At 58.8% G+C, this 19985-nt stretch carries 18 protein-coding genes and 2 tRNA genes; 16 read left to right on the top strand and 4 right to left on the bottom strand.

The annotated features are described in order from the left end of the window. The first annotated feature begins 132 nt into the window (after positions 1-132). The 9 genes from ACYZT3_RS23070 (at position 133) to pdeM (ending at position 10452) form a co-directional block, all read left to right on the top strand. On the top strand, positions 133-1167 hold the full coding sequence (locus ACYZT3_RS23070; protein ID WP_462030839.1) for a ligase-associated DNA damage response exonuclease: 1035 nt from the start codon (positions 133-135) through the stop codon (positions 1165-1167). Continuing rightward, entirely contained in the window at positions 1164-2852 is a 1689-nt protein-coding gene (locus tag ACYZT3_RS23075; protein WP_462030840.1) for an ATP-dependent DNA ligase, read from the top strand. The genes ACYZT3_RS23070 and ACYZT3_RS23075 overlap by 4 nt, the downstream gene beginning before the upstream one ends. A 206-nt stretch (positions 2853-3058) precedes the next feature. Next, on the top strand, positions 3059-3841 hold the full coding sequence (locus ACYZT3_RS23080) for a transporter substrate-binding domain-containing protein (RefSeq protein ID WP_282376884.1): 783 nt from the start codon (positions 3059-3061) through the stop codon (positions 3839-3841). 56 nt (positions 3842-3897) lie between these two features. After that, positions 3898-4626: an ABC transporter permease gene (locus tag ACYZT3_RS23085; protein WP_282376885.1), complete on the top strand. Its 729-nt coding sequence runs from the start codon at positions 3898-3900 to the stop codon at positions 4624-4626. After that, positions 4623-5333 carry an ABC transporter permease gene (locus ACYZT3_RS23090; RefSeq protein WP_282376886.1) on the top strand — a complete coding sequence of 237 codons (711 nt, stop codon included), beginning with the start codon at positions 4623-4625 and terminating at the stop codon, positions 5331-5333. The genes ACYZT3_RS23085 and ACYZT3_RS23090 overlap by 4 nt, the downstream gene beginning before the upstream one ends. Before the next feature lie 29 nt (positions 5334-5362). Next, complete coding sequence (locus ACYZT3_RS23095) at positions 5363-6481, top strand: succinylglutamate desuccinylase/aspartoacylase family protein (RefSeq protein ID WP_462030841.1); 1119 nt, start codon at positions 5363-5365, stop codon at positions 6479-6481. A 13-nt stretch (positions 6482-6494) separates the two neighbouring features. Further along, complete coding sequence (locus ACYZT3_RS23100) at positions 6495-7259, top strand: ABC transporter ATP-binding protein (RefSeq protein ID WP_282376888.1); 765 nt, start codon at positions 6495-6497, stop codon at positions 7257-7259. Positions 7260-7318: 59 nt separating this feature from the next. Next, positions 7319-9799 carry a ligase-associated DNA damage response DEXH box helicase gene (locus ACYZT3_RS23105; RefSeq protein ID WP_462030842.1) on the top strand — a complete coding sequence of 827 codons (2481 nt, stop codon included), beginning with the start codon at positions 7319-7321 and terminating at the stop codon, positions 9797-9799. After that, positions 9796-10452: a ligase-associated DNA damage response endonuclease PdeM gene (gene pdeM, locus ACYZT3_RS23110; RefSeq protein WP_282376891.1), complete on the top strand. Its 657-nt coding sequence runs from the start codon at positions 9796-9798 to the stop codon at positions 10450-10452. Before ACYZT3_RS23105 ends, pdeM begins: the two co-directional genes overlap by 4 nt. 46 nt (positions 10453-10498) lie before the next feature. Here pdeM and ACYZT3_RS23115 read toward each other — a convergent pair whose 3' ends face one another. Together ACYZT3_RS23115 and dcd are read right to left on the bottom strand one after the other, a co-directional pair. After that, the gene (locus tag ACYZT3_RS23115; protein WP_282376892.1) at positions 10499-10708 is read right to left on the bottom strand and encodes a hypothetical protein; all 210 of its coding nucleotides are present in this window, start codon (positions 10706-10708) and stop codon (positions 10499-10501) included. Between the two features lie 106 nt (positions 10709-10814). Beyond that, entirely contained in the window at positions 10815-11381 is a 567-nt protein-coding gene (gene dcd, locus ACYZT3_RS23120; RefSeq protein WP_282376893.1) for a dCTP deaminase, read from the bottom strand. 356 nt (positions 11382-11737) lie between these two features. Between dcd and ACYZT3_RS23125 the strand changes: the two genes are divergently transcribed. After that, a complete protein-coding gene (locus tag ACYZT3_RS23125) occupies positions 11738-11947 on the top strand; it encodes a cold-shock protein (protein ID WP_002554837.1) in 210 nt (69 codons plus the stop codon). Positions 11948-12056: 109 nt separating this feature from the next. Here ACYZT3_RS23125 and ACYZT3_RS23130 read toward each other — a convergent pair whose 3' ends face one another. Beyond that, complete coding sequence (locus ACYZT3_RS23130; RefSeq protein ID WP_282376894.1) at positions 12057-13064, bottom strand: DUF481 domain-containing protein; 1008 nt, start codon at positions 13062-13064, stop codon at positions 12057-12059. Between the two features lie 165 nt (positions 13065-13229). Here ACYZT3_RS23130 and ACYZT3_RS23135 point away from each other — a divergent pair, with 165 nt between their 5' ends. From ACYZT3_RS23135 to ACYZT3_RS23150, 4 genes are all read left to right on the top strand, one after another. Beyond that, positions 13230-13583, top strand: a complete 354-nt coding sequence (locus tag ACYZT3_RS23135; protein WP_462030843.1) for an MGMT family protein — start codon at positions 13230-13232, stop codon at positions 13581-13583. Positions 13584-13627: 44 nt separating this feature from the next. Then, positions 13628-15187, top strand: coding sequence for an AmpG family muropeptide MFS transporter (locus ACYZT3_RS23140; protein ID WP_282376896.1), 1560 nt, complete (start codon positions 13628-13630; stop codon positions 15185-15187). A gap of 143 nt (positions 15188-15330) precedes the next feature. Further along, the gene (locus tag ACYZT3_RS23145; protein WP_462030844.1) at positions 15331-17046 is read left to right on the top strand and encodes a proline--tRNA ligase; all 1716 of its coding nucleotides are present in this window, start codon (positions 15331-15333) and stop codon (positions 17044-17046) included. 17 nt (positions 17047-17063) lie between these two features. Continuing rightward, the gene (locus tag ACYZT3_RS23150; protein WP_282376898.1) at positions 17064-18017 is read left to right on the top strand and encodes a hypothetical protein; all 954 of its coding nucleotides are present in this window, start codon (positions 17064-17066) and stop codon (positions 18015-18017) included. A gap of 123 nt (positions 18018-18140) precedes the next feature. On the opposite strand, the gene dinB is transcribed toward ACYZT3_RS23150, so the two are convergent. Further along, the gene (gene dinB / locus ACYZT3_RS23155; protein ID WP_462030845.1) at positions 18141-19202 is read right to left on the bottom strand and encodes a DNA polymerase IV; all 1062 of its coding nucleotides are present in this window, start codon (positions 19200-19202) and stop codon (positions 18141-18143) included. Positions 19203-19503: 301 nt separating this feature from the next. Between dinB and ACYZT3_RS23160 the strand changes: the two genes are divergently transcribed. Together ACYZT3_RS23160 and ACYZT3_RS23165 are read left to right on the top strand one after the other, a co-directional pair. Next, positions 19504-19580, top strand: a tRNA-Met gene (locus tag ACYZT3_RS23160). Between the two features lie 222 nt (positions 19581-19802). Continuing rightward, positions 19803-19879 (top strand) — tRNA-Met (locus tag ACYZT3_RS23165). Positions 19880-19985: the final 106 nt, after the last annotated feature.

Below are 19985 nucleotides of genomic sequence, written 5' to 3' on the forward strand. Positions count from 1 at the left end.
CCTTTCGCGACTGATTTGATCGTTCCCACGCTCCGCGTGGGAACGATCATCATTGGCCGATGAAAATTCAACAGAACTTCCAGCCTCGCGCAAACCTCATAGCTAACAAGTCCCTCCATTTTTGGTAACAACATGGACCTTGTTATCGCGCGTCCTGAGGGTTTGTACTGCCCGCCCGGGGATTTCTATATCGACCCGTGGCGGCCGGTCGAACGTTCGGTCATCACCCATGCCCACGGCGACCATGCCCGCACCGGCAATCAGCACTATCTGGCGGCCGCGGCCGGCGCAGGGATTTTGCGTGCGCGACTGGGCCAGGACATCGATCTGCAAACGCTGGCGTATGGCGAGCCATTGTTGCATCACGGCGTAAAACTGAGTTTTCACCCCGCCGGCCATGTGCTTGGCTCAGCCCAGGTGCGTATGGAATACGGCGGTGAAGTCTGGATCGCCTCGGGCGACTACAAGATCGAGCCCGACGGCACCTGTGCGCCGTTCGAACCCGTGCGCTGCGATACCTTCATCACTGAATCGACCTTCGGCCTGCCGATTTATCGCTGGCAACCCCAGGCGCAGGTCTTTGCCGAGATCAATCAGTGGTGGCGGGCCAATGCCGCCGCCGACAAAACCAGCGTGCTGTTCTGCTATTCCTTCGGCAAGGCCCAGCGCATTCTCCACGGCATCGACGCCAGCCTCGGCCCCATTCTGGTGCATGGCGCTGTGGAACCGCTGAACCGGGTTTATCGCGAGAGCGGTATTTACTTACCGCCAACGATCTATGCCGGCGAGGTCAAAAAGAGCGATCCGATGATGCGCAAAGCCTTGGTCATCGCCCCACCTTCTGCTGGCGGCAGTACCTGGATGCGCCGATTCGGCGACTACAGCGACGGCTTCGCCAGCGGCTGGATGCGTTTGCGTGGCACACGGCGGCGGCGCGGCGTGGATCGTGGCTTCGTACTGTCTGACCACGCCGACTGGCCGGGCCTGCTCTGGGCCATCGAACAGACCGGTGCGGAACGGGTCATGGTGACCCATGGTTCGGTGGGTGTACTGGTGCGCCATCTGCGCGAACAGGGTCTTGATGCTCAGAGCTTCAGCACCGAGTACGGCGACGATGAGGAAGAAAACGCCGCCGTCGAACCCGAGCGCGCCGAGGTGCTGCCATGAAGGCCTTCGCCGAGTTATACGCCGAACTCGACGCCACAACGTCGAGCAACGCCAAACTGGCGGCGATGCAAAACTACTTCGCCAACGCCGCGCCGGAAGATGCCGCATGGGCTGTTTACTTTTTGTCCGGCGGGCGACCTCGACAACGGGTGCCGGTGCGCATCCTGCGAGAGCTGGCGGTGGCGTACTCCGGCCTCTCGCCGTGGTTGTTCGAAGAGAGTTATCAGGCGGTCGGCGATCTGGCGGAAACCATCTCACTGGTATTGCCCGAAGCACTTCACAGCTCCAGTGACGGATTGGCGGTTTGGATTGAAGACAAACTGCTGCCACTGCGCGGTGAAACCCCGCAAGTCCTCGCCGAGCGACTGCCAGCCCTGTGGTCGCAACTGGACCGCCAGAGTCTGATGCTCTGCATCAAACTGATCACCGGCAGTTTTCGCGTCGGCGTCTCCAAGTTGCTGGTAACCCGTGCCTTGGCGGCCATGGCCGGGCTCGACAGCAAACGAGTGGCCCAGCGACTGGTGGGTTACACCGACCTGTCCCACCGCCCGAGCGCGCCCGGTTACTTGAAGCTGATCGCCGCTGAATCAACTGACGAACATGCGCAACGCGGTGGTCAGCCCTACCCGTTTTTTCTCGCCCACGCGCTATCGCAACCCGTTGAACAATTCGAAGCCCTGCTTGGCCCCGCCAGCCACTGGCAAGTGGAATGGAAGTGGGACGGCATCCGCGCGCAGGTCGTCAAACGCGACGGGCGACTGTGGATCTGGTCGCGAGGTGAAGAGTTGGTCACCGAGCGCTTTCCCGAACTCGATAGTCTGGTTCACGGCTTGCCCGATGGCACCGTGATCGACGGTGAAATCGTTGCTTGGAAAGCCGCACAACCCACCACCGAGGACGTCTTCGACCCTCCTTCCCCAGCCTCACCCGCGGTAAAACCTTTCGCTCTGCTGCAACAACGGATCGGCCGTAAAACCCTGGACAAAAAAATCCTCGAAGCAGTGCCGGTGGTCGTCCTCGCCTACGACCTGCTGGAATGGCAGGGCGAAGACTGGCGCAATCAGACTCAGGCCACGCGTCGCACTCAGTTGCAACAGGTGGTTAAAACCTGCGCTAACCCGGTGCTGCTGCCCTCGCCTGTGCTCACTGGCGAAGACTGGTTCGACCTCGCCCGACAACGGGAAGCCTCCCGCCGTCTCGGTGTCGAAGGCATGATGCTCAAAGCTCGGGATGCGCTGTATGGTGTCGGGCGGACCAAGGACATGGGCGTCTGGTGGAAATGGAAAGTCGACCCGTTCATCGTTGACGCGGTGCTGATCTATGCGCAACGCGGCCATGGTCGCCGCGCCGGTCTCTACAGCGATTACACCTTCGCTGTGTGGGACGGGCCGCCTGACGCGAGCGAACGCACACTGGTGCCGTTCGCCAAGGCTTATTCAGGGCTGACCGACGAAGAAATGCGCCAGGTCGACAGCATCGTGCGCAAGACCACTGTAGAGAAATTCGGGCCGGTGAGCAGTGTGACGCCGAGTCTGGTGTTTGAACTGGGATTTGAGGGCATCGCCCTGTCCAAAAGACACAAGAGCGGCATTGCAGTGCGGTTTCCGAGGATGTTGCGCTGGCGGCAGGATAAGTCGGTTGAAGAGGCTGACAATCTTGGGACGTTGCAGGATTTACTCAGCTGACTATCAGGTTATGCTCCACGCCAGTGCATCAAATTTTCAACGCCCGTTTTCGTGCACAAATCCCTCCTTGCCATTTCTTGAATCACCTTTTAAAACGCTTGTTCGGGACTCTGGTTCGGAAATTGCTACTTTCAGTAGGTCTTACGCTTTCCAGTAACAATAATTCTGCGCCACAAGCGCTCATATTGGTTCTTAGGGATTGAATAATGAAAAAAGCATTGCTGACCCTTTCTGCACTGGCGTTGTGCATGGCTGCCGGCTCCGCGCTGGCCAAGGAATACAAAGAACTGCGTTTTGGCGTTGACCCTTCTTACGCTCCGTTCGAGTCCAAAGCAGCTGACGGTAACCTGGTGGGCTTCGATATCGATCTGGGTAACGCGATCTGCGCCGAGCTGAAGGTCAAGTGCAAATGGGTCGAAAGCGATTTCGACGGCATGATTCCGGGCCTGAAGGCCAATAAATTCGACGGTGTGATCTCTTCGATGACCGTCACCCCGGCCCGCGAAAAAGTCATCGACTTCTCCAGCGAGCTGTTCTCCGGCCCAACCGCTTACGTGTTTAAGAAAGGTTCCGGCCTGACCGAAGATGTGGCTTCGCTGAAGGGCAAGACCGTCGGCTACGAGCAAGGCACCATTCAGGAAGCGTACGCCAAAGCTGTTCTGGACAAGGCGGGCGTGAAAACCCAGGCCTATCAGAACCAGGATCAGGTGTATTCCGACCTGATGTCCGGCCGTCTCGACGCGGCGATCCAGGACATGCTGCAAGCCGAACTGGGTTTTTTGAAGTCGCCAAAGGGCGAGGGCTACGAAGTCAGCGAGCCGGTTGACAGCGAATTGCTGCCAGCCAAAACGGCTGTCGGTATCTCTAAAGGTAACAAAGACCTCAAGGCACTTTTGGATAAAGGTATCAAAGCGTTACACGACGATGGCACCTACGCCACCATTCAAAAGAAACACTTTGGCGATCTGAATCTGTACAGCGGCAAATAATGCGCGGCGCCCATCTCACGACGGGCGCTTTTTTTATCCGATCAGGTTGCTGATTTATGTTCGAAAACCTCTTACAAAATCTGGGGCTCTCAGCCTTCAGCCTCCAGGGCTTCGGTCCGTTGCTGATGGAAGGCACCTGGATGACCATCAAATTATCGGCGTTGTCGCTGCTGGTGGCCGTGTTGCTCGGCCTGCTCGGTGCCACGGCCAAACTGTCGAAAGTCAAACTGGTGCGAGTTCCGGCACAGGTCTACACCACGCTGATTCGCGGCGTGCCGGACCTGGTGCTGATGCTGCTGATTTTCTACAGCCTGCAAACCTGGTTGACGTCGTTCACCGATTTCATGGAATGGGAATACATCGAGATCAACCCGTTCAGCGCCGGGGTCATCACCCTGGGCTTCATTTATGGCGCGTATTTCACCGAAACCTTCCGCGGGGCGATCCTCGCTGTGCCACGGGGCCAAGTCGAAGCCGCCACCGCTTATGGCCTCAAGCGCGGCCAGCGTTTTCGTATCGTGGTGTTCCCGCAGATGATGCGTTTCGCCCTGCCGGGCATCGGTAACAACTGGATGGTGATGCTCAAGGCCACCGCGCTCGTCTCGATCATCGGCCTTGCCGACTTGGTCAAGGCTGCGCAGGATGCCGGTAAAAGCACCTATCAACTGTTCTACTTCCTGGTGCTGGCAGCCGTGATTTACCTGCTGATCACCAGCGCGTCCAACGTCGTCCTGCGCTGGCTCGAACGCCGCTACGCCGCCGGTTCCCGGGAGGCCGTACGATGATCGAACTCTTGCAGGAATACTGGAAACCCTTCCTTTATACCGACGGCTATAACATCACCGGCCTGGCCATGACCCTGTGGCTGCTCAGTGCGTCGATCTTCATCGGTTTTGTGGTGTCGATTCCACTCTCCATCGCCCGGGTTTCGCCGCACCTCTACATCCGCTGGCCAGTGCAGTTCTACACCTACCTGTTTCGGGGTACGCCGCTCTATATCCAGCTGCTGATTTTCTACACCGGTATCTACAGCCTGGCCGCCGTGCGTGCCCAGCCAGTACTCGATGCGTTCTTTCGCGATGCGATGAATTGCACCATCCTGGCCTTCGCCCTGAATACCTGCGCCTACACCACGGAGATTTTCGCCGGGGCAATTCGCAGCATGGCTCATGGTGAAGTCGAAGCGGCCAAGGCTTACGGTCTGACAGGCTGGAAGCTTTATGCCTACGTGATCATGCCTTCGGCCCTGCGTCGCTCGTTGCCTTATTACAGCAACGAAGTGATTCTGATGCTGCACTCGACCACCGTGGCGTTCACTGCGACCATCCCGGACATATTAAAAGTCGCGCGGGATGCCAACTCGGCGACCTTTCTGACCTTCCAGTCGTTCGGCATCGCCGCGCTGATCTACCTGACCGTTACCTTTGCGCTGGTCGGCCTGTTCCGCCTCGCCGAACGCCGATGGCTGGCCTTCCTCGGGCCGACCCACTAGGACCCGCTTTCAGGAATAAAGAGACGAACATGCGCCACCAGATTCATGACCTGCTGGCCCCACTGCCGGGGACCGCACGACAGATTCACAGTTTCCACTTCGGCCCATCGTCGGCCAAAGGCAAGATCTACATCCAGTCGTCCCTGCATGCCGATGAAATGCCCGGCATGCTGGTGGCCTGGCACCTCAAGCAACGTCTGGCGGAGCTGGAAGCCGCCGGCCGCCTGCGCAGCGAAATCGTGCTGGTGCCGATAGCCAACCCGGTCGGCCTCGAACAAGTGCTGATGGATGTGCCGCTGGGCCGTTACGAACTCGACACTGGGCAGAACTTCAATCGCTGGTTCGTCGATGTGAGCGAAGCCGTCGGCAACGAGATCGAAGGCCAACTCGGCGACGATCCGCAGCTCAACCTCGAACTGATTCGCAGCTGCCTGCGCAATGCCCTCGCTCAGCAGACTGCCAGCACGCAACTGCAATCCCAGCGCCTGACCCTGCAACGGCTGGCCTGCGATGCCGACATGGTGCTGGACCTGCATTGCGATTTCGAAGCGGTCGCCCACCTCTACACCACGCCAGAGGCCTGGCCGCAGGTCGAGCCGCTGGCGCGGTACATCGGGGCCGAAGCCAGTCTGCTGGCCACCGATTCCGGCGGTCAGTCGTTCGATGAATGCTTCACCCTGCTCTGGTGGCAGTTGAAGGAGCGCTTCGGCGAACACTTCAACATTCCGTTGGGCAGTTTTTCGGTCACCGTTGAATTGCGCGGTCAGGGCGACGTCAATCACCCGTTGGCCAGCCTCGATTGCCAGGCGCTGATCGATTACCTGATTCACTTCGGCACGATTGCTGGCGAACCCGCTTCGCTGCCCCAGCTGCCCTACCCGGCCACACCCCTGGCCGGCGTAGAACCGGTGGCAACACCGGTCGGCGGGTTGCTGGTGTTCACCGCGCTGCCAGGGGAATACCTCGAAGCCGGGCAACTGATCGCTGAAATCATCGACCCGATCTTTGATCGCGTCACCCCCATTCATTGCACCGTCGCCGGATTAATGTACGCCCGCTCGCTACGGCGCATGGCCACTGCCGGCATGGTGATCGCCCACATTGCGGGCACCGAAGCCTATCGCAGCGGCTACCTACTTTCGCCTTGAGGATGCATGCCCCATGTACAAACTGACCATCGAAGGCCTGCATAAAAGCTATGGCGATCATCATGTGCTCAAAGGTGTTTCACTCAAGGCCAACACCGGCGACGTCATCAGCCTGATCGGCGCCAGCGGCTCGGGCAAAAGTACCTTCCTGCGTTGCATCAACTTTCTCGAACAGCCCAACGATGGCGCCATGAGCCTGGACGGCCAGAACATCCGCATGATCAAGGATGGCCACGGCATGCACGTGGCTGACGCCGATGAACTGCAACGGATCCGCACCCGCCTGGCCATGGTGTTCCAGCACTTCAACTTGTGGAGCCACATGACGGTGCTGGAAAACATCACTATGGCCCCGCGAAGGGTGCTGGGTTGCAGTAAGAAAGAGGCCGAAGACCGTGCCCGACGTTACCTCGACAAGGTCGGGCTGGCAGCGCGAGTGGCCGATCAGTACCCGGCGTTCCTCTCCGGCGGTCAGCAGCAACGGGTCGCCATTGCCCGCGCATTGGCCATGGAACCGGAAGTCATGCTGTTCGACGAACCGACCTCGGCGCTCGACCCGGAACTGGTGGGCGAAGTGCTCAAAGTGATCCAGGGCCTGGCCGAAGAAGGCCGGACCATGATCATGGTGACCCATGAAATGAGCTTCGCCCGCAAAGTATCGAGTCAGGTGTTGTTCCTGCATCAAGGGTTGGTGGAGGAAGAAGGCGCTCCGGACGACGTGTTGGGCAATCCGAAGAGTGAGCGGTTGAAGCAGTTCTTGAGCGGTAACCTCAAGTAAAACTAATCCCGTGCCGGCGTGGTCACTGAAAGAAGACTTTCAGAGCGCACACGGCCGGCATGGGAACCTCCTCCGACTTCGCAAAACAATGGTTCACCGCTCGCGGCTGGAAGCCGTTCGTCTTTCAGAAACACGTGTGGTCGGCAGTTAAACGCGGTGAGTCCGGGTTGCTGCATGCCAGTACCGGCGCCGGTAAAACCTATGCCGTCTGGTTTGGCGCGCTTAATCGCTACGCCTCTTGTGTTGAACAACCTCGTAAACGAGAAACGGTTGCCGACCCGTTGACGGTGCTGTGGATAACGCCCATGCGCGCGCTGGCTGCCGACACCGCTCGCGCACTGGAAACCCCGCTACACGACCTGCAGATTCCGTGGAGCGTCGGCCTGCGAACCGGCGATAGCAGCAGTAGCGAACGTGCGCGTCAGCGTCGACGATTGCCCACCACGTTAATCACTACCCCGGAAAGTCTCACCCTGATGCTCGCCCGTGCTGACGCACAAACGGCGCTGTCGACCCTGCGCATGGTGGTGGTCGACGAATGGCACGAACTGTTGGGCAACAAGCGCGGCGTGCAACTGCAACTGGCCCTTGCCCGTTTGCGCCGCTGGCATCCTGAGCTGATTGTCTGGGGCGTTTCCGCGACCCTGGGAAATCAGGCCCACGCCGAACAGGTATTAATCCCACAGGGCGCTGGCATCAGCGTCCAGGGCCAAACCCATAAAAAACTACACGTCGATACGCTGCTACCGCCCGCCACCGAGCGATTTCCATGGGCCGGGCACATCGGGCTGAAGATGTTGCCGCAGGTCATCGCCGAGATCGATTCCAGCCCCAGCAGCCTGGTGTTCACCAACACCCGTGCGCAATCGGAGATCTGGTATCAAGCCCTATTGGAGGCGCGCCCCGATTGGGCTGGATTGATTGCCCTGCATCACAGCTCACTGTCACGAGACACGCGTGACTGGGTCGAGCGCGCCCTCAAGGAAGGTCAGCTCAAAGCCGTTGTCTGCACGTCCAGTCTGGATTTGGGGGTGGACTTCCTGCCAGTGGAACGCGTGCTGCAAATCGGTTCGGCCAAAGGCGTGGCGCGACTGATGCAGCGTGCGGGGCGTTCCGGTCATGCACCGGGGCGGGTTTCGCGGGTGACGCTGGTGCCAACGCATAGCCTCGAACTGATCGAGGCCGCTGCGGCACGGGACGCCGTAGCACAACGGCGAATTGAACCACGCGAGTCACCCTGTAAACCGCTGGATGTGCTCGTTCAGCATCTGGTCAGCATGGCGCTGGGGGGTGGTTTTCTGCCCGATGAGTTGTACGAGGAAGTCCGCGGCGCCTGGGCTTATCGCGACCTTACGCCAACGGACTGGACTTGGGCGTTGGCTTTCGTACGCCACGGCGGACTTTCCCTGACGGCTTATCCGGATTATCGCCGGGTCGAACCGGATGAACACGGTGTCTGGCGCGTACCCGATGCGCGATTGGCCCGCCGACATCGCCTGAGCATTGGCACCATCGTCAGCGACGCGAGCATTCAGTTGAAGTTCTGGAGCAAGGGTGGCGGCGGCAAGCAATTGGGCAGCGTCGAGGAAGGTTTTATCGCACGGCTCAAGCCCGGCGACGGTTTTCTGTTCGCGGGGCGCTTGCTGGAGTTGGTGCGGGTGGAAAACATGACCGCCTATGTAAAACGCAGCATCGCGAAAAAAGCTGCGGTGCCGCGCTGGAATGGCGGGCGCATGCCATTGTCCAGCGAGTTGGCCGATGCGGTGGTCGCGCGCTTTAGTGCGGCGGCGCAGGGCGAGTTCGCTGGGCCGGAAATGCAGGCGCTGCGCCCACTTTTAGAGGTGCAACAACGCTGGTCCGGGCTACCGACTTCGGACACTTTGCTGGCCGAAACGCTGAAATCACGCGAAGGCTGGCACCTTTTCCTCTATCCATTCGCCGGGCGCCAGGTACATCTGGGGTTGGCGAGCTTGTTGGCATGGCGGGTCAGTCAGCAGCAGGCGGTGACGTTTTCTATGGCGGTGAATGATTACGGGCTGGAATTGCTCAGCGCTACCTGTGTGGATTGGTCCGACCCTCTGCACCCCGGACTATTAAGTCCGGAGCATCTGCTCAGGGACGTGCTCGCCAGTCTGAATGCCGGTGAACTCGCGCTTCGCCGTTTTCGGGAAATCGCACGAATTGCCGGGCTGGTGTTTGCCGGCTACCCCGGCGCACCGAAAAGCACCCGCCAGGTTCAGGCCTCGAGCGGGTTGTTCTTCGAAGTGTTCAAGCAATACGACGCGGGGAATCTGCTACTGGCCCAGGCAGGGGAAGAAGTCCTACGGGAGGAATTGGATACTCATCGACTGAAACAGACGCTGGAGCGGATCAACCGATTGAAACTGGACCTGCATCACATCAAACGTCCTACGCCGCTCGGGTTTCCGCTGCTGGTGGAGCGCATGCGGGAAAGCATGAGTTCGGAAAAACTCGCGGATCGCATCAGGCGCATGGTCACGGATCTAGAAAAAACCGCCGGAACCGGGAAAGCCAGATGAATACGCCCTATCCCGTGCAATTGGCTGGCGAAGAACTGTGGCTGCTGCCAGAAAAAGCCATCTACTGGCCCGCCCAACAAGCGCTGCTGATTGCCGACGTGCATTTCGGCAAGGCTGCGGCCTATCGAAGCCTCGGCCAACCCGTGCCTCACGGCACCACCGCCAGCAACATTGCCGTGCTGGACGGGATACTGGCCGCCCTGCCCTGCCATCAGCTGATTTTCCTCGGGGATTTTCTTCACGGCCCCGGTTCCCACGCAACGGCCACACTAAACGCCTTGGCTGGATGGCGCGCCCGACACCGCGATTTGCCTATGACACTGATCCGCGGCAACCACGACAGGCGAGCGGGTGATCCGCCGGCCTCGTTAAACATTCGTGTGGTGCCCGAGCCGTTGCTGCTGGGGCCGTTTGCCTTGCAGCATGAACCCGACCCGCACCCAGGCCGGCACGTAATCGCAGGCCATGTGCACCCGGTTTTTCGGCTGAACGGCCGGGGACGGCAGAGTCTGCGGCTGGCGTGTTTCAGGCTCGGTATGGAAATTAGCCTGCTACCGGCCTTCGGCGCATTCACCGGCGGATATCAAGTCGAACGGGACGATAGCTGTAGGATTTTTGTCATCGGCGCCAATGAAATATGGCCAGTCAGCTGAAGTCTTTAAGGACATCAGCTGACTGGCCATTCATTTCAGCAACAGATCAGGCTACAGGCGCGGGAGGCGGCTCATCCGGCAGGGTGGGCTCACCGGGCTCGGTAGGTTGTTCGTTGGGCGTATCGGGATCAGGCTGACCGGGGATGCCCCCTGCCATGCTGATGGGTGGATGTGCCAACAAGGACCAGGCCAAAACGCCAACCTGATTGGGCTCAAGCTTTGCCAGTTCGGCACTTATTCGCGGATCGATCTTCATAGAGCACTCCTGAGCGATGGCCCCGTCCGCATTGCGCGGACCGGGCAGTACACCCAATAGAGTGTCTACTCGCTCAAGAATTCCCACGACTTGCCAGACAAACCGATCAGGTGCGTGGCAGGGTGACGCCGCGCTGGCCCTGATACTTGCCGCCACGGTCCTTGTAGGACACTTCGCACTCTTCGTCGGATTCGAAGAACAGCATCTGAGCCACACCTTCGTTGGCGTAAATTTTTGCCGGCAACGTGGTGGTATTAGAGAATTCAAGGGTCACGTGGCCTTCCCACTCAGGCTCAAGCGGTGTCACGTTGACGATAATGCCGCAACGAGCGTAGGTGCTTTTACCCAGGCAGATAGTCAGCACATTGCGCGGAATACGGAAGAATTCCACGGTGCGCGCCAAGGCAAAGGAGTTTGGCGGGATGATGCAGACATCGCTCTTGACGTCGACGAAGCTCTTCTCGTCGAAGTTCTTCGGATCAACGGTCGCCGAATTGATGTTGGTGAACACTTTGAATTCATCGGCGCAACGTACGTCGTAGCCATAGCTCGACACGCCGTAGGAAATCACTCGGTCGGCGCCTTCGCCGCGCACCTGGCGCTCTACGAAGGGCTCGATCATGCCGTGCTCTTGCGCCATGCGGCGAATCCACTTGTCCGATTTGATGCTCATGGCGGGTGTCCTGAATAGCGAGGTGGAAAAAATCTGTCCGGCATCTTACCGGGCGCGCGCTTCGGGTTCAAAGTCCGGGGCACACAATTCTCGGCAATCCCCCGTGAAATCTGGCCCTTCGCCGCAATCGGGTGCACCGTCAGTCATGAAAACAGAGAAACCTTCGCAGGAAGCATTGGCACGTTCCGGAAAAAGGGTTAAGGTGGCGCCACTGTGCTGCTTGTGTCACTGAGAATCTCTACACGATATGTTGAATTTCGATCCAACCATCTACAAGAATTTTTCCTGCTCTTTGCACTCAGTCTCGGCCAGGGTTCTTCCTGCGTCGCAGTTATCTTTGTTCAAGGAGTTACACCATGTCTAATCGCCAAACTGGTACCGTTAAGTGGTTCAACGATGAAAAAGGCTTCGGCTTCATCACTCCACAATCCGGTGACGACCTGTTCGTTCACTTCAAAGCTATCCAATCCGACGGCTTCAAAAGCCTGAAAGAAGGCCAACAGGTTTCTTTCATCGCTACCCGCGGTCAGAAAGGCATGCAAGCTGAAGAAGTTCAAGTTATCTAACTTGTACTTGCTTTAGTAAAAAGCCCCGCCCTCAAAAGCGGGGCTTTTTTGTGCCTGCCTGTTTTGCAGGCAAAAAAAATCGCAGCCCGTGGCTGCGATTTTTTGCGTCTTACCAGGCCACGCCAAACCCTGCGGTGTAGCGGGTCTTGTCCAGATCGGCATCGTCGGTACCGCTGATAATGTCTCGCTCGGCCTTCAGGTTAAGCGACGCCCAATCCGTCACCTTGTAACGCAGCCCGATCTCGGCATCGAGGGCGTAGTCGGCCACACCCGACAGAGGCTTGCCAACTTCTCCGTTGGTGAAGAACTCCACCTTCTTGCCGATCAGGTAGCGGTTGTAATCCCATTTCATCGCCAGGGAATAGAAGTTTTCTTTGCCGCCGTCGGCGAACTCATAGTCCGTGCGGTTGACCAGCGAGCCCAAGGAGAATGCGCCCAACTCGTCGTCCCAGAACTGGTAACCAGGGCCCGTACCGACCGTGCGCTGGCGGGAAAGGTCTTCAACCTTGTCGCGTTTATAGACCGCCCGACCTTGCCAGAACCATTTCTCGGTCAGGAAGCGGTCAAGGGAGTACTCGCCCCGCCAGTTGTCCGTGGTGACTACGTCATCCTGGAACTCGCGGTTGTACTCGCCTTCCGCCGTGTGCCGCCACCGGCCATGGCGCGCAGTGGTTTTGAAGTCGATGTCGTAGTCATCGGTGTCTTTTTCGGCCCGCTGATAATCAAGCGCCGCGTCGACATTCCCCTTCCACACCAGATCCTCGACCACCGGTTTTGGCTTGAGAATCTGCTGAATACTGGCCAGCTCGACGGTCTTGGGAGCGTCGCCATTGGCCAAGGTGACCTTGCCGTCATCTGCCGCATGCAGCGCCTTGGCCTTTTCGCCCGTGTAGGCATCCTGCTTGACCAGCAACTGCTGATCACTTTCCAGGGTTTTAACCTGCTTCCAGTCGATCGGGACGGCACCGGCGTATTCGGTCTGGATCAACAGCTTGCCGCCATCGAAAACGGTGATCTTGCCGCTCAGCTTGTCACCGTTCTTCAACCAGACGGTATCGGCGAGTAAGGGTGTAGAAGCACTGGCGACAGCGAGGCACAGCAGGGTTCTGGACAACATAAGCAAATACAGGCTCAAATTTGCGAAAAAAAGTCGGCATTATCCGTAGGAATAAGACCCTAGCAAGGACTGACCCGACTAATTCTATTGAGTTCCTTTCTCAATGGGTGATCCAGGATTTACTCTACAGACGGTAATGCGAACTTTTTTTCAGGAACTGCGGACGTGACCGACTCAACCACTGAAACCGATAGTCCGGCGCAAATCCGACGCACGGCGCTCTACCTGACGCTGGCCCAAGTCCCCGAGGGCAAAGTCGTGAGTTACGGGCAGCTTGCCGAGCTGGCGGGATTGGGTCGCGCCGCCCGCTTCGTCGGGCGGACATTGAGCCAACTGCCGGGTGACAGCAAATTACCCTGGCATCGTGTGCTCGGTGCCGGCGGGCGTATCAGCCTGCCGGTAGGCAACCCTTCGGGGGATGAACAACGCGCGCGTTTGCGCCTGGAGGGCATCAGTATCCTGAACAATCGTGTTGATATTCAGCGCCATGGCTGGCGCCCGGTAGAGCACAGCGGTTAGAGTGCGCGCTTTGTTTCCGTATTTCTTGAGGCAGACTTCAGCCCATGCCCCGTAAAACATGGCGCGCCGCGCTCGCCGCCTATGCCAGCCCTTCGACGCTCGTACTGTTGCTGCTTGGTTTCGCCGCCGGCCTGCCCTACATGCTGGTGTTTTCGACACTTTCGGTCTGGCTGCGCGAAGCCGGCGTGGCTCGCGAAACCATCGGCTATGCAAGCCTGATCGGCCTGGCCTATGCCTTTAAGTGGGTCTGGTCACCGCTGCTCGACCAATGGCGCCTGCCATTGCTCGGCAAGCTCGGTCGACGACGTTCCTGGTTGGTGCTTTCCCAGGCACTGGTCATCCTCGGTCTGATCGGGATGGGTTTCTGCGACCCGCAAAAGCATTTGTCCTGGCTGATCGCTATCGCCGTAGTCGTCGCCTTCTCCTCGGCGACTCAAGACATCGCGGTCGACGCCTATCGCCTGGAAATTGCCGACGACAGCCGCCAGGCAGCGCTGGCCGCCAGTTACATGGCCGGTTATCGGATCGCAGCGCTACTGGCCACCGCCGGCGCCCTGTTCTTCGCTGAAGGCTTCGGTTCCACCGGTTTCAACTATAAGCATTCGGCATGGGCCGGCACTTACATACTTTTCGGCGCCTTGATGGTTCCGGCGCTGCTGACCTCCTTTTTCATGCGCGAACCGCCGGTGCCGCTGCGCACCCAGCTTCAGGCCGGGCGCTACAGCTTTGTGCATCAACTGGCATCGGTGTTTGTGCTGATCGTGTTGCTGGTTTCCGTGCCGGCCATGTTCACCCAGTTGTACAACACCGATTTCGCCAGCGTGCTATTCGAAGGCGTGAGCCTGCTCGACCTGCTGCTCGAAGACCGCGCGCTCCTGCGGGCAATCCTCTACACCACACTCACGGCTATATGCCTGTCGGCCATTGGACGCCGCGGCCTGGCGCCGGTGCTGACGCCGATCAACGACTTTATTCTGCGGTACCGCTGGCAGGCGTTTTTGCTGCTCGGGCTGATCGCCACCTATCGGATGTCCGACACGGTCATGGGGGTGATGGCCAACGTGTTCTACATCGATCAGGGCTTCACCAAGGATCAGATTGCCAGCGTCAGCAAGATCTTTGGCCTGATCATGACTTTGGTTGGCGCCGGCATGGGCGGCCTGCTGATCGTGCGCTTTGGCATCCTTCCGATTCTATTCATCGGCGGCATCACGTCGGCCGGCACCAACCTGCTGTTCCTGATGCTCGCCGACATGGGCGCCAACCTGAACATGCTGATTGGCACCATCTCCCTGGACAACTTCAGCTCGGGCCTGGCGACCTCGGCGTTCGTCGCCTACCTGTCGAGCCTGACCAACCTCAAATTCTCGGCCACCCAGTACGCCCTGCTCAGCTCGATCATGCTTCTGCTGCCACGCCTGATCGGCGGTTACTCAGGTGTCATGGTGGAGAAGTTCGGCTATCAAAACTTCTTCCTGATCACCGCCCTGTTAGGCGTGCCGACCTTGCTGTTGATCGCCTTGCACTGGTTCCAGGAGAGCCGTCGTGCAGGTCCGACACCAACGCCAGAACCGGTTCCGACCCAGATCGCGGAAGAATCATAGGCTCGTAACAAAGGAAGCATCGCAGAGGGTGCGGCGATTCCCGCCCTCCTGCCACACCGCCGACCGCACGCCTGTACGCCAGCAGATCTCGCCCGTACAATGTTCCGTCATTTCTCGTCATCAGCAACCGACAACGGCCAACCATGCGCACCAGTCAATTTTTGCTCGCCACACAGAAAGAAACGCCTTCCGACGCGGTCGTGATCAGCCACCAGCTGATGCTGCGCGCCGGCATGATCCGCAAACTTGCCTCGGGCCTGTACACCTGGCTGCCGATGGGCTTGCGAGTGATGCGCAAGGTCGAAGCCGTCGTTCGTGAAGAAATGAACGCCGCTGGCTCTCTCGAAGTGTTGATGCCGAGCACCCAACCGGCTGAGCTGTGGCAGGAATCCGGTCGCTGGGAAGAATACGGCCCTGAATTGTTGCGCTTCAAGGATCGCCACGGTCGCGACTTCTGCGCCGGTCCGACTCACGAAGAAGTGATCACCGACCTGATGCGCAACGAGTTGAGCAGCTACAAACAGCTGCCGATCAACCTGTACCAGATCCAGACCAAATTCCGTGACGAAATTCGCCCACGCTTCGGCTTGATGCGCGGTCGCGAATTCATCATGAAGGACGCCTACTCTTTCCACGCTGACCAGCCATCGCTGCAGGTCACCTACGACCGCATGCACCAAGCGTATTGCAACGTGTTCACCCGCCTGGGCCTGAAGTTCCGCCCGGTTGAGGCCGACAACGGCTCCATCGGCGGTGCCGGTTCCCACGAGTTCCACGTGCTGGCCGAGTCCGGCGAAGACGATATCGCCTTCAGCAACGGCTCCGACTACGCCGCGAACATCGAGAAAGCCGAAGCCGTGCCGCGCGAAACTTCCCGCGCCGCACCGAGCGAAGCGCTGCGCCTGGTCGACACGCCGAACGCCAAGACCATCGCGCAACTGGTCGAAGGCTTCAACCTGCCGATCGAAAAGACCATCAAGACCCTGGTGGTTCACGCTGAAGAGCAAGGCAAGCTGATTGCCCTGATCATCCGTGGCGACCACGAGCTGAACGAAATCAAGGCCGCCAACCAGCCTGGCGTTGCCAGCCCGCTGGTCATGGCGTCCGAAGCCGAACTGCGCGACGCCATTGGCGCTGGCGCCGGCTCCCTCGGCCCGTTGAACCTGCCACTGCCAATCATCATCGACCGTTCCGTCGAGCTGATGAGCGACTTCGGTATCGGCGCGAACATCGACGACAAGCACTACTTCGGTGTGAACTGGGAGCGCGATCTGCCGGTTCCGACTGTTGCTGACCTGCGCAACGTCGTCGCCGGCGACCCAAGCCCGGACGGCAAAGGCACCCTGGAAATCAAGCGCGGCATCGAAGTCGGGCACATTTTCCAGCTGGGCGACAAGTACAGCAAAGCGATGAAGTGCGAAGTGCTAGGCGACAACGGCAAGCCAGTCACCCTGCAAATGGGTTGCTACGGCATCGGCGTTTCACGCGTGGTGGCGGCGGCGATCGAGCAGGGCAACGATGCCAACGGGATCATCTGGAGCGACACGCTGGCTCCGTTCCAGATCGCTCTGGTACCGCTGCGCTACGAAACCGAACAGGTTCGCGAAGCCACCGACAAGCTGTATGCAGAACTCACTGCAGCCGGTTTCGAAGTACTGCTGGACGACCGCGACAAAAAAACCAGCCCGGGCATCAAGTTCGCGGACATGGAGCTGATCGGCATTCCTCACCGGATCGTGGTCAGTGACCGCGGTCTCGCCGAAGGCAATCTGGAGTACAAGAGTCGCACCGAACCCGAAGCGCAAGCGCTGCCGGTCGCCGACGTACTGTCCTTCCTCCAAACCCGTATCCGCCGCTGACACCAGATAGAGAAGTCATGTTCAAGCGAAACACCTTAGGCCTCGGTGGTGCCGCCCTGTGCGGCGCCCTGCTGGTCAGCGGCTGTGCCAATCACATGTCGCAACGCAGCGAGCACGAGGAACGTGTCGAGCGCAAATTGCTCGATCACAGCCTGCAGATCGATGTCGGCGAGCCAAAGGTGCTTGAGCTGCCGCAACGTCGGGTGAAGATCCACGAGCAGAAGACTTTCGAAGTCACCGAATTCGAAGTCACCCGCCACTACGACCGCTACACACCTTACCAACCCTGGCGCGAGGCTTACGAGATCCCGCTGGGTGCGGTGGCCGTGGTCGCCGGTGTCGGCGCGAACGTGGTCAACGTGTTCACTCTCGGCAACCTGCCGGACAGTGTGACGAAAGATTGGTTGAGCTACGGTTTCGCCGGGCTCAACCCGTTCATGAACGTGCAGTCTCATGGTCGCGCGCAGCAGAACCTGGCGGGAATCGACGAGGTCCAGCTCGACAAGCGCACCGAATACTCGAGCCTGCCATGGAGCGAGCGACCGGTTGAGGTCAAGGCTGGCAAAGAAACGTTCGATCTGAGCACCGACAAAAACGGCGTATTGCGCGTGAACCTGCTGGACAGCCCGTTCGCCGAACATGACATCAATCATCTGAGCCGACTGCTGATCAGCGTCGAAGACGCCCAGGACGATGTGCACACCGATTCGTCCCTGGCGATCAGCAGTTCCTTGCGTGGCAAGCTGCTCGAAGCTCACAGCCTGATTTACGACGACCTCGAAGACGACGAAGTGAGCCAGTGGGTACACCGGGTCAAACGTCTGTCGGAACTGGGTCTGGAAGAAGAAGCCACCGAGCTGGAACAGAGCCTGATCGAACTGACGCGCAACGATCCTGAGTTGCAGACCGAATTCCTCAAGTCGTTGACCAAGGATGCCGGGCGACTGGTAGCGGATCCGGGACCGAATTAAACCCGGAAAAGCTTCGCGGGCAAGCCTCGCTCCTACAGATTTGGGTTGAACGCGGTATCGCGCACGACACAAATCCGTAGGAGCGAGGCTTGCCCGCGAAGAGGCCTTGACACTCACCGAAATCTACCGCTCAAACAACTCCATCTGCTCAAAGCCACCCCGCAAATCCTCCAGCCGCACTCCAATCCCCAACAAACGCACCGGTTTGCCGCCGCGATTGAACGCCTGGGTCAGCAACAACTGATAACTCCCCAAATCCCGCCCTGCCCCGGCCTGCTCCAGAGTGGTCTGAGTGAAGTCATGGAATTTCACTTTGACGAACGGCTTGCCCGGCCGATAGCTGCTGTCGATCCGCGCCATGCGGCCGGCGAGGGTTTCCAGCAACTCGGGCAACTTATCAAGGCAGCTCACCAGATCCGGCAGGTCCACGTCGTAGGTGTTTTCGACACTGATCGACTGCCGGCGACTGTCGTTGTGCACCAATCGGTCATCGATCCCACGAGCCAGGCTCCAGAGTCGCTCGCCGAAGCTGCCGAATTCCCGCACAAGCGCCAACTTGTCCCATTCGCGCAGATGCGAGCAATCGACGATGCCAAGCTTGCCCAGTTTGTCTGCGGTCACTTTGCCAACGCCGTGCAGCTTACTCACCGGCAAACCACTGACAAAATCCTCGACCTGATCCGGCGTGATGACGAACAAGCCGTTGGGCTTCTTCCAGTCGCTGGCGATCTTGGCCAAAAACTTGTTCGGTGCTACGCCAGCCGAAACGGTGATGTGCAGTTGATTAGAGACACGACGGCGAATGTCTTGGGCGATCCGCGTGGCGCTGCCGCCGAAATGCGCGCATTCCGACACATCGAGGTAGGCCTCATCCAGCGAAAGCGGTTCGATCAAGTCGGTGTAATCGCGAAATATCGTGTGAATTTCCTTCGAGGCTTCTCTATAGGCATCCATGCGCGGCTTGACGATGGTCAGGTCCGGGCACAGTTTCAAGGCATGGCCGGAAGACATGGCCGAGCGCACCCCATATGCCCGCGCTTCATAATTGCAGGTGGCGATCACGCCACGTCGATCCGCCGAACCGCCCACCGCCAGAGGTTTACCGGCCAGGCGCGGGTCGTCACGCATCTCGATGGCGGCGTAGAAGCAGTCACAATCGACGTGGATGATTTTTCGCTGCGTCATATAAAAGCAGTGTTCATGGTGAAGAAAGGGAGTCTTGGCGAGTCAGATCGGCAGTATCTCACTGACACCTGTATATAGCACCAGTACTCAGAATGTTCTTTTCCACTTGTAGGAAAAGCGCCAGATGAATTTATTTTTTCAATCGAAAAGCGCCACCCGATAGAGCTGAAAGCCCTGCCACACCGGCCTTTCAGCCGATCACACGGCCCTTTTTTCAAGCTAAGCGATTGAACAGGAAGAGGTTTTCTCTGGATTGAAGGTTGACAGCCCGCCGATCCTCTGTAGAATGCCGACACACAGACGCGGGATGGAGCAGTCTGGTAGCTCGTCGGGCTCATAACCCGAAGGTCGTCGGTTCAAATCCGGCTCCCGCAACCAAACATCAAAAAAGGCTACTCGAAAGAGTGGCCTTTTTTGTGCGCGCTTGTTTTGTACAGATGAAGTGCTTTCGCCTGCGCAGCGCAGAAATGAGAAATCATTCTGATTCCGAAACTTAGGTCTCCCCCCACGACCGTTCGCCGGTCATTTACGCTTATTTGACCCTATTCAGGATTAACGGTTGACACCTAGGCGTATCTCTATAGAATGCCGCCACACAGACGCGGGATGGAGCAGTCTGGTAGCTCGTCGGGCTCATAACCCGAAGGTCGTCGGTTCAAATCCGGCTCCCGCAACCAAACATCAAAAAAGGCTACTCGAAAGAGTGGCCTTTTTTGTATCTGCTGAAAAAGTCCTTTCGCAACAATGATCTGCCACTGTGTAGTAAGCCGTTCGGCATCACCC

This window comes from Pseudomonas sp. MDT1-16, assembly GCF_054898115.1.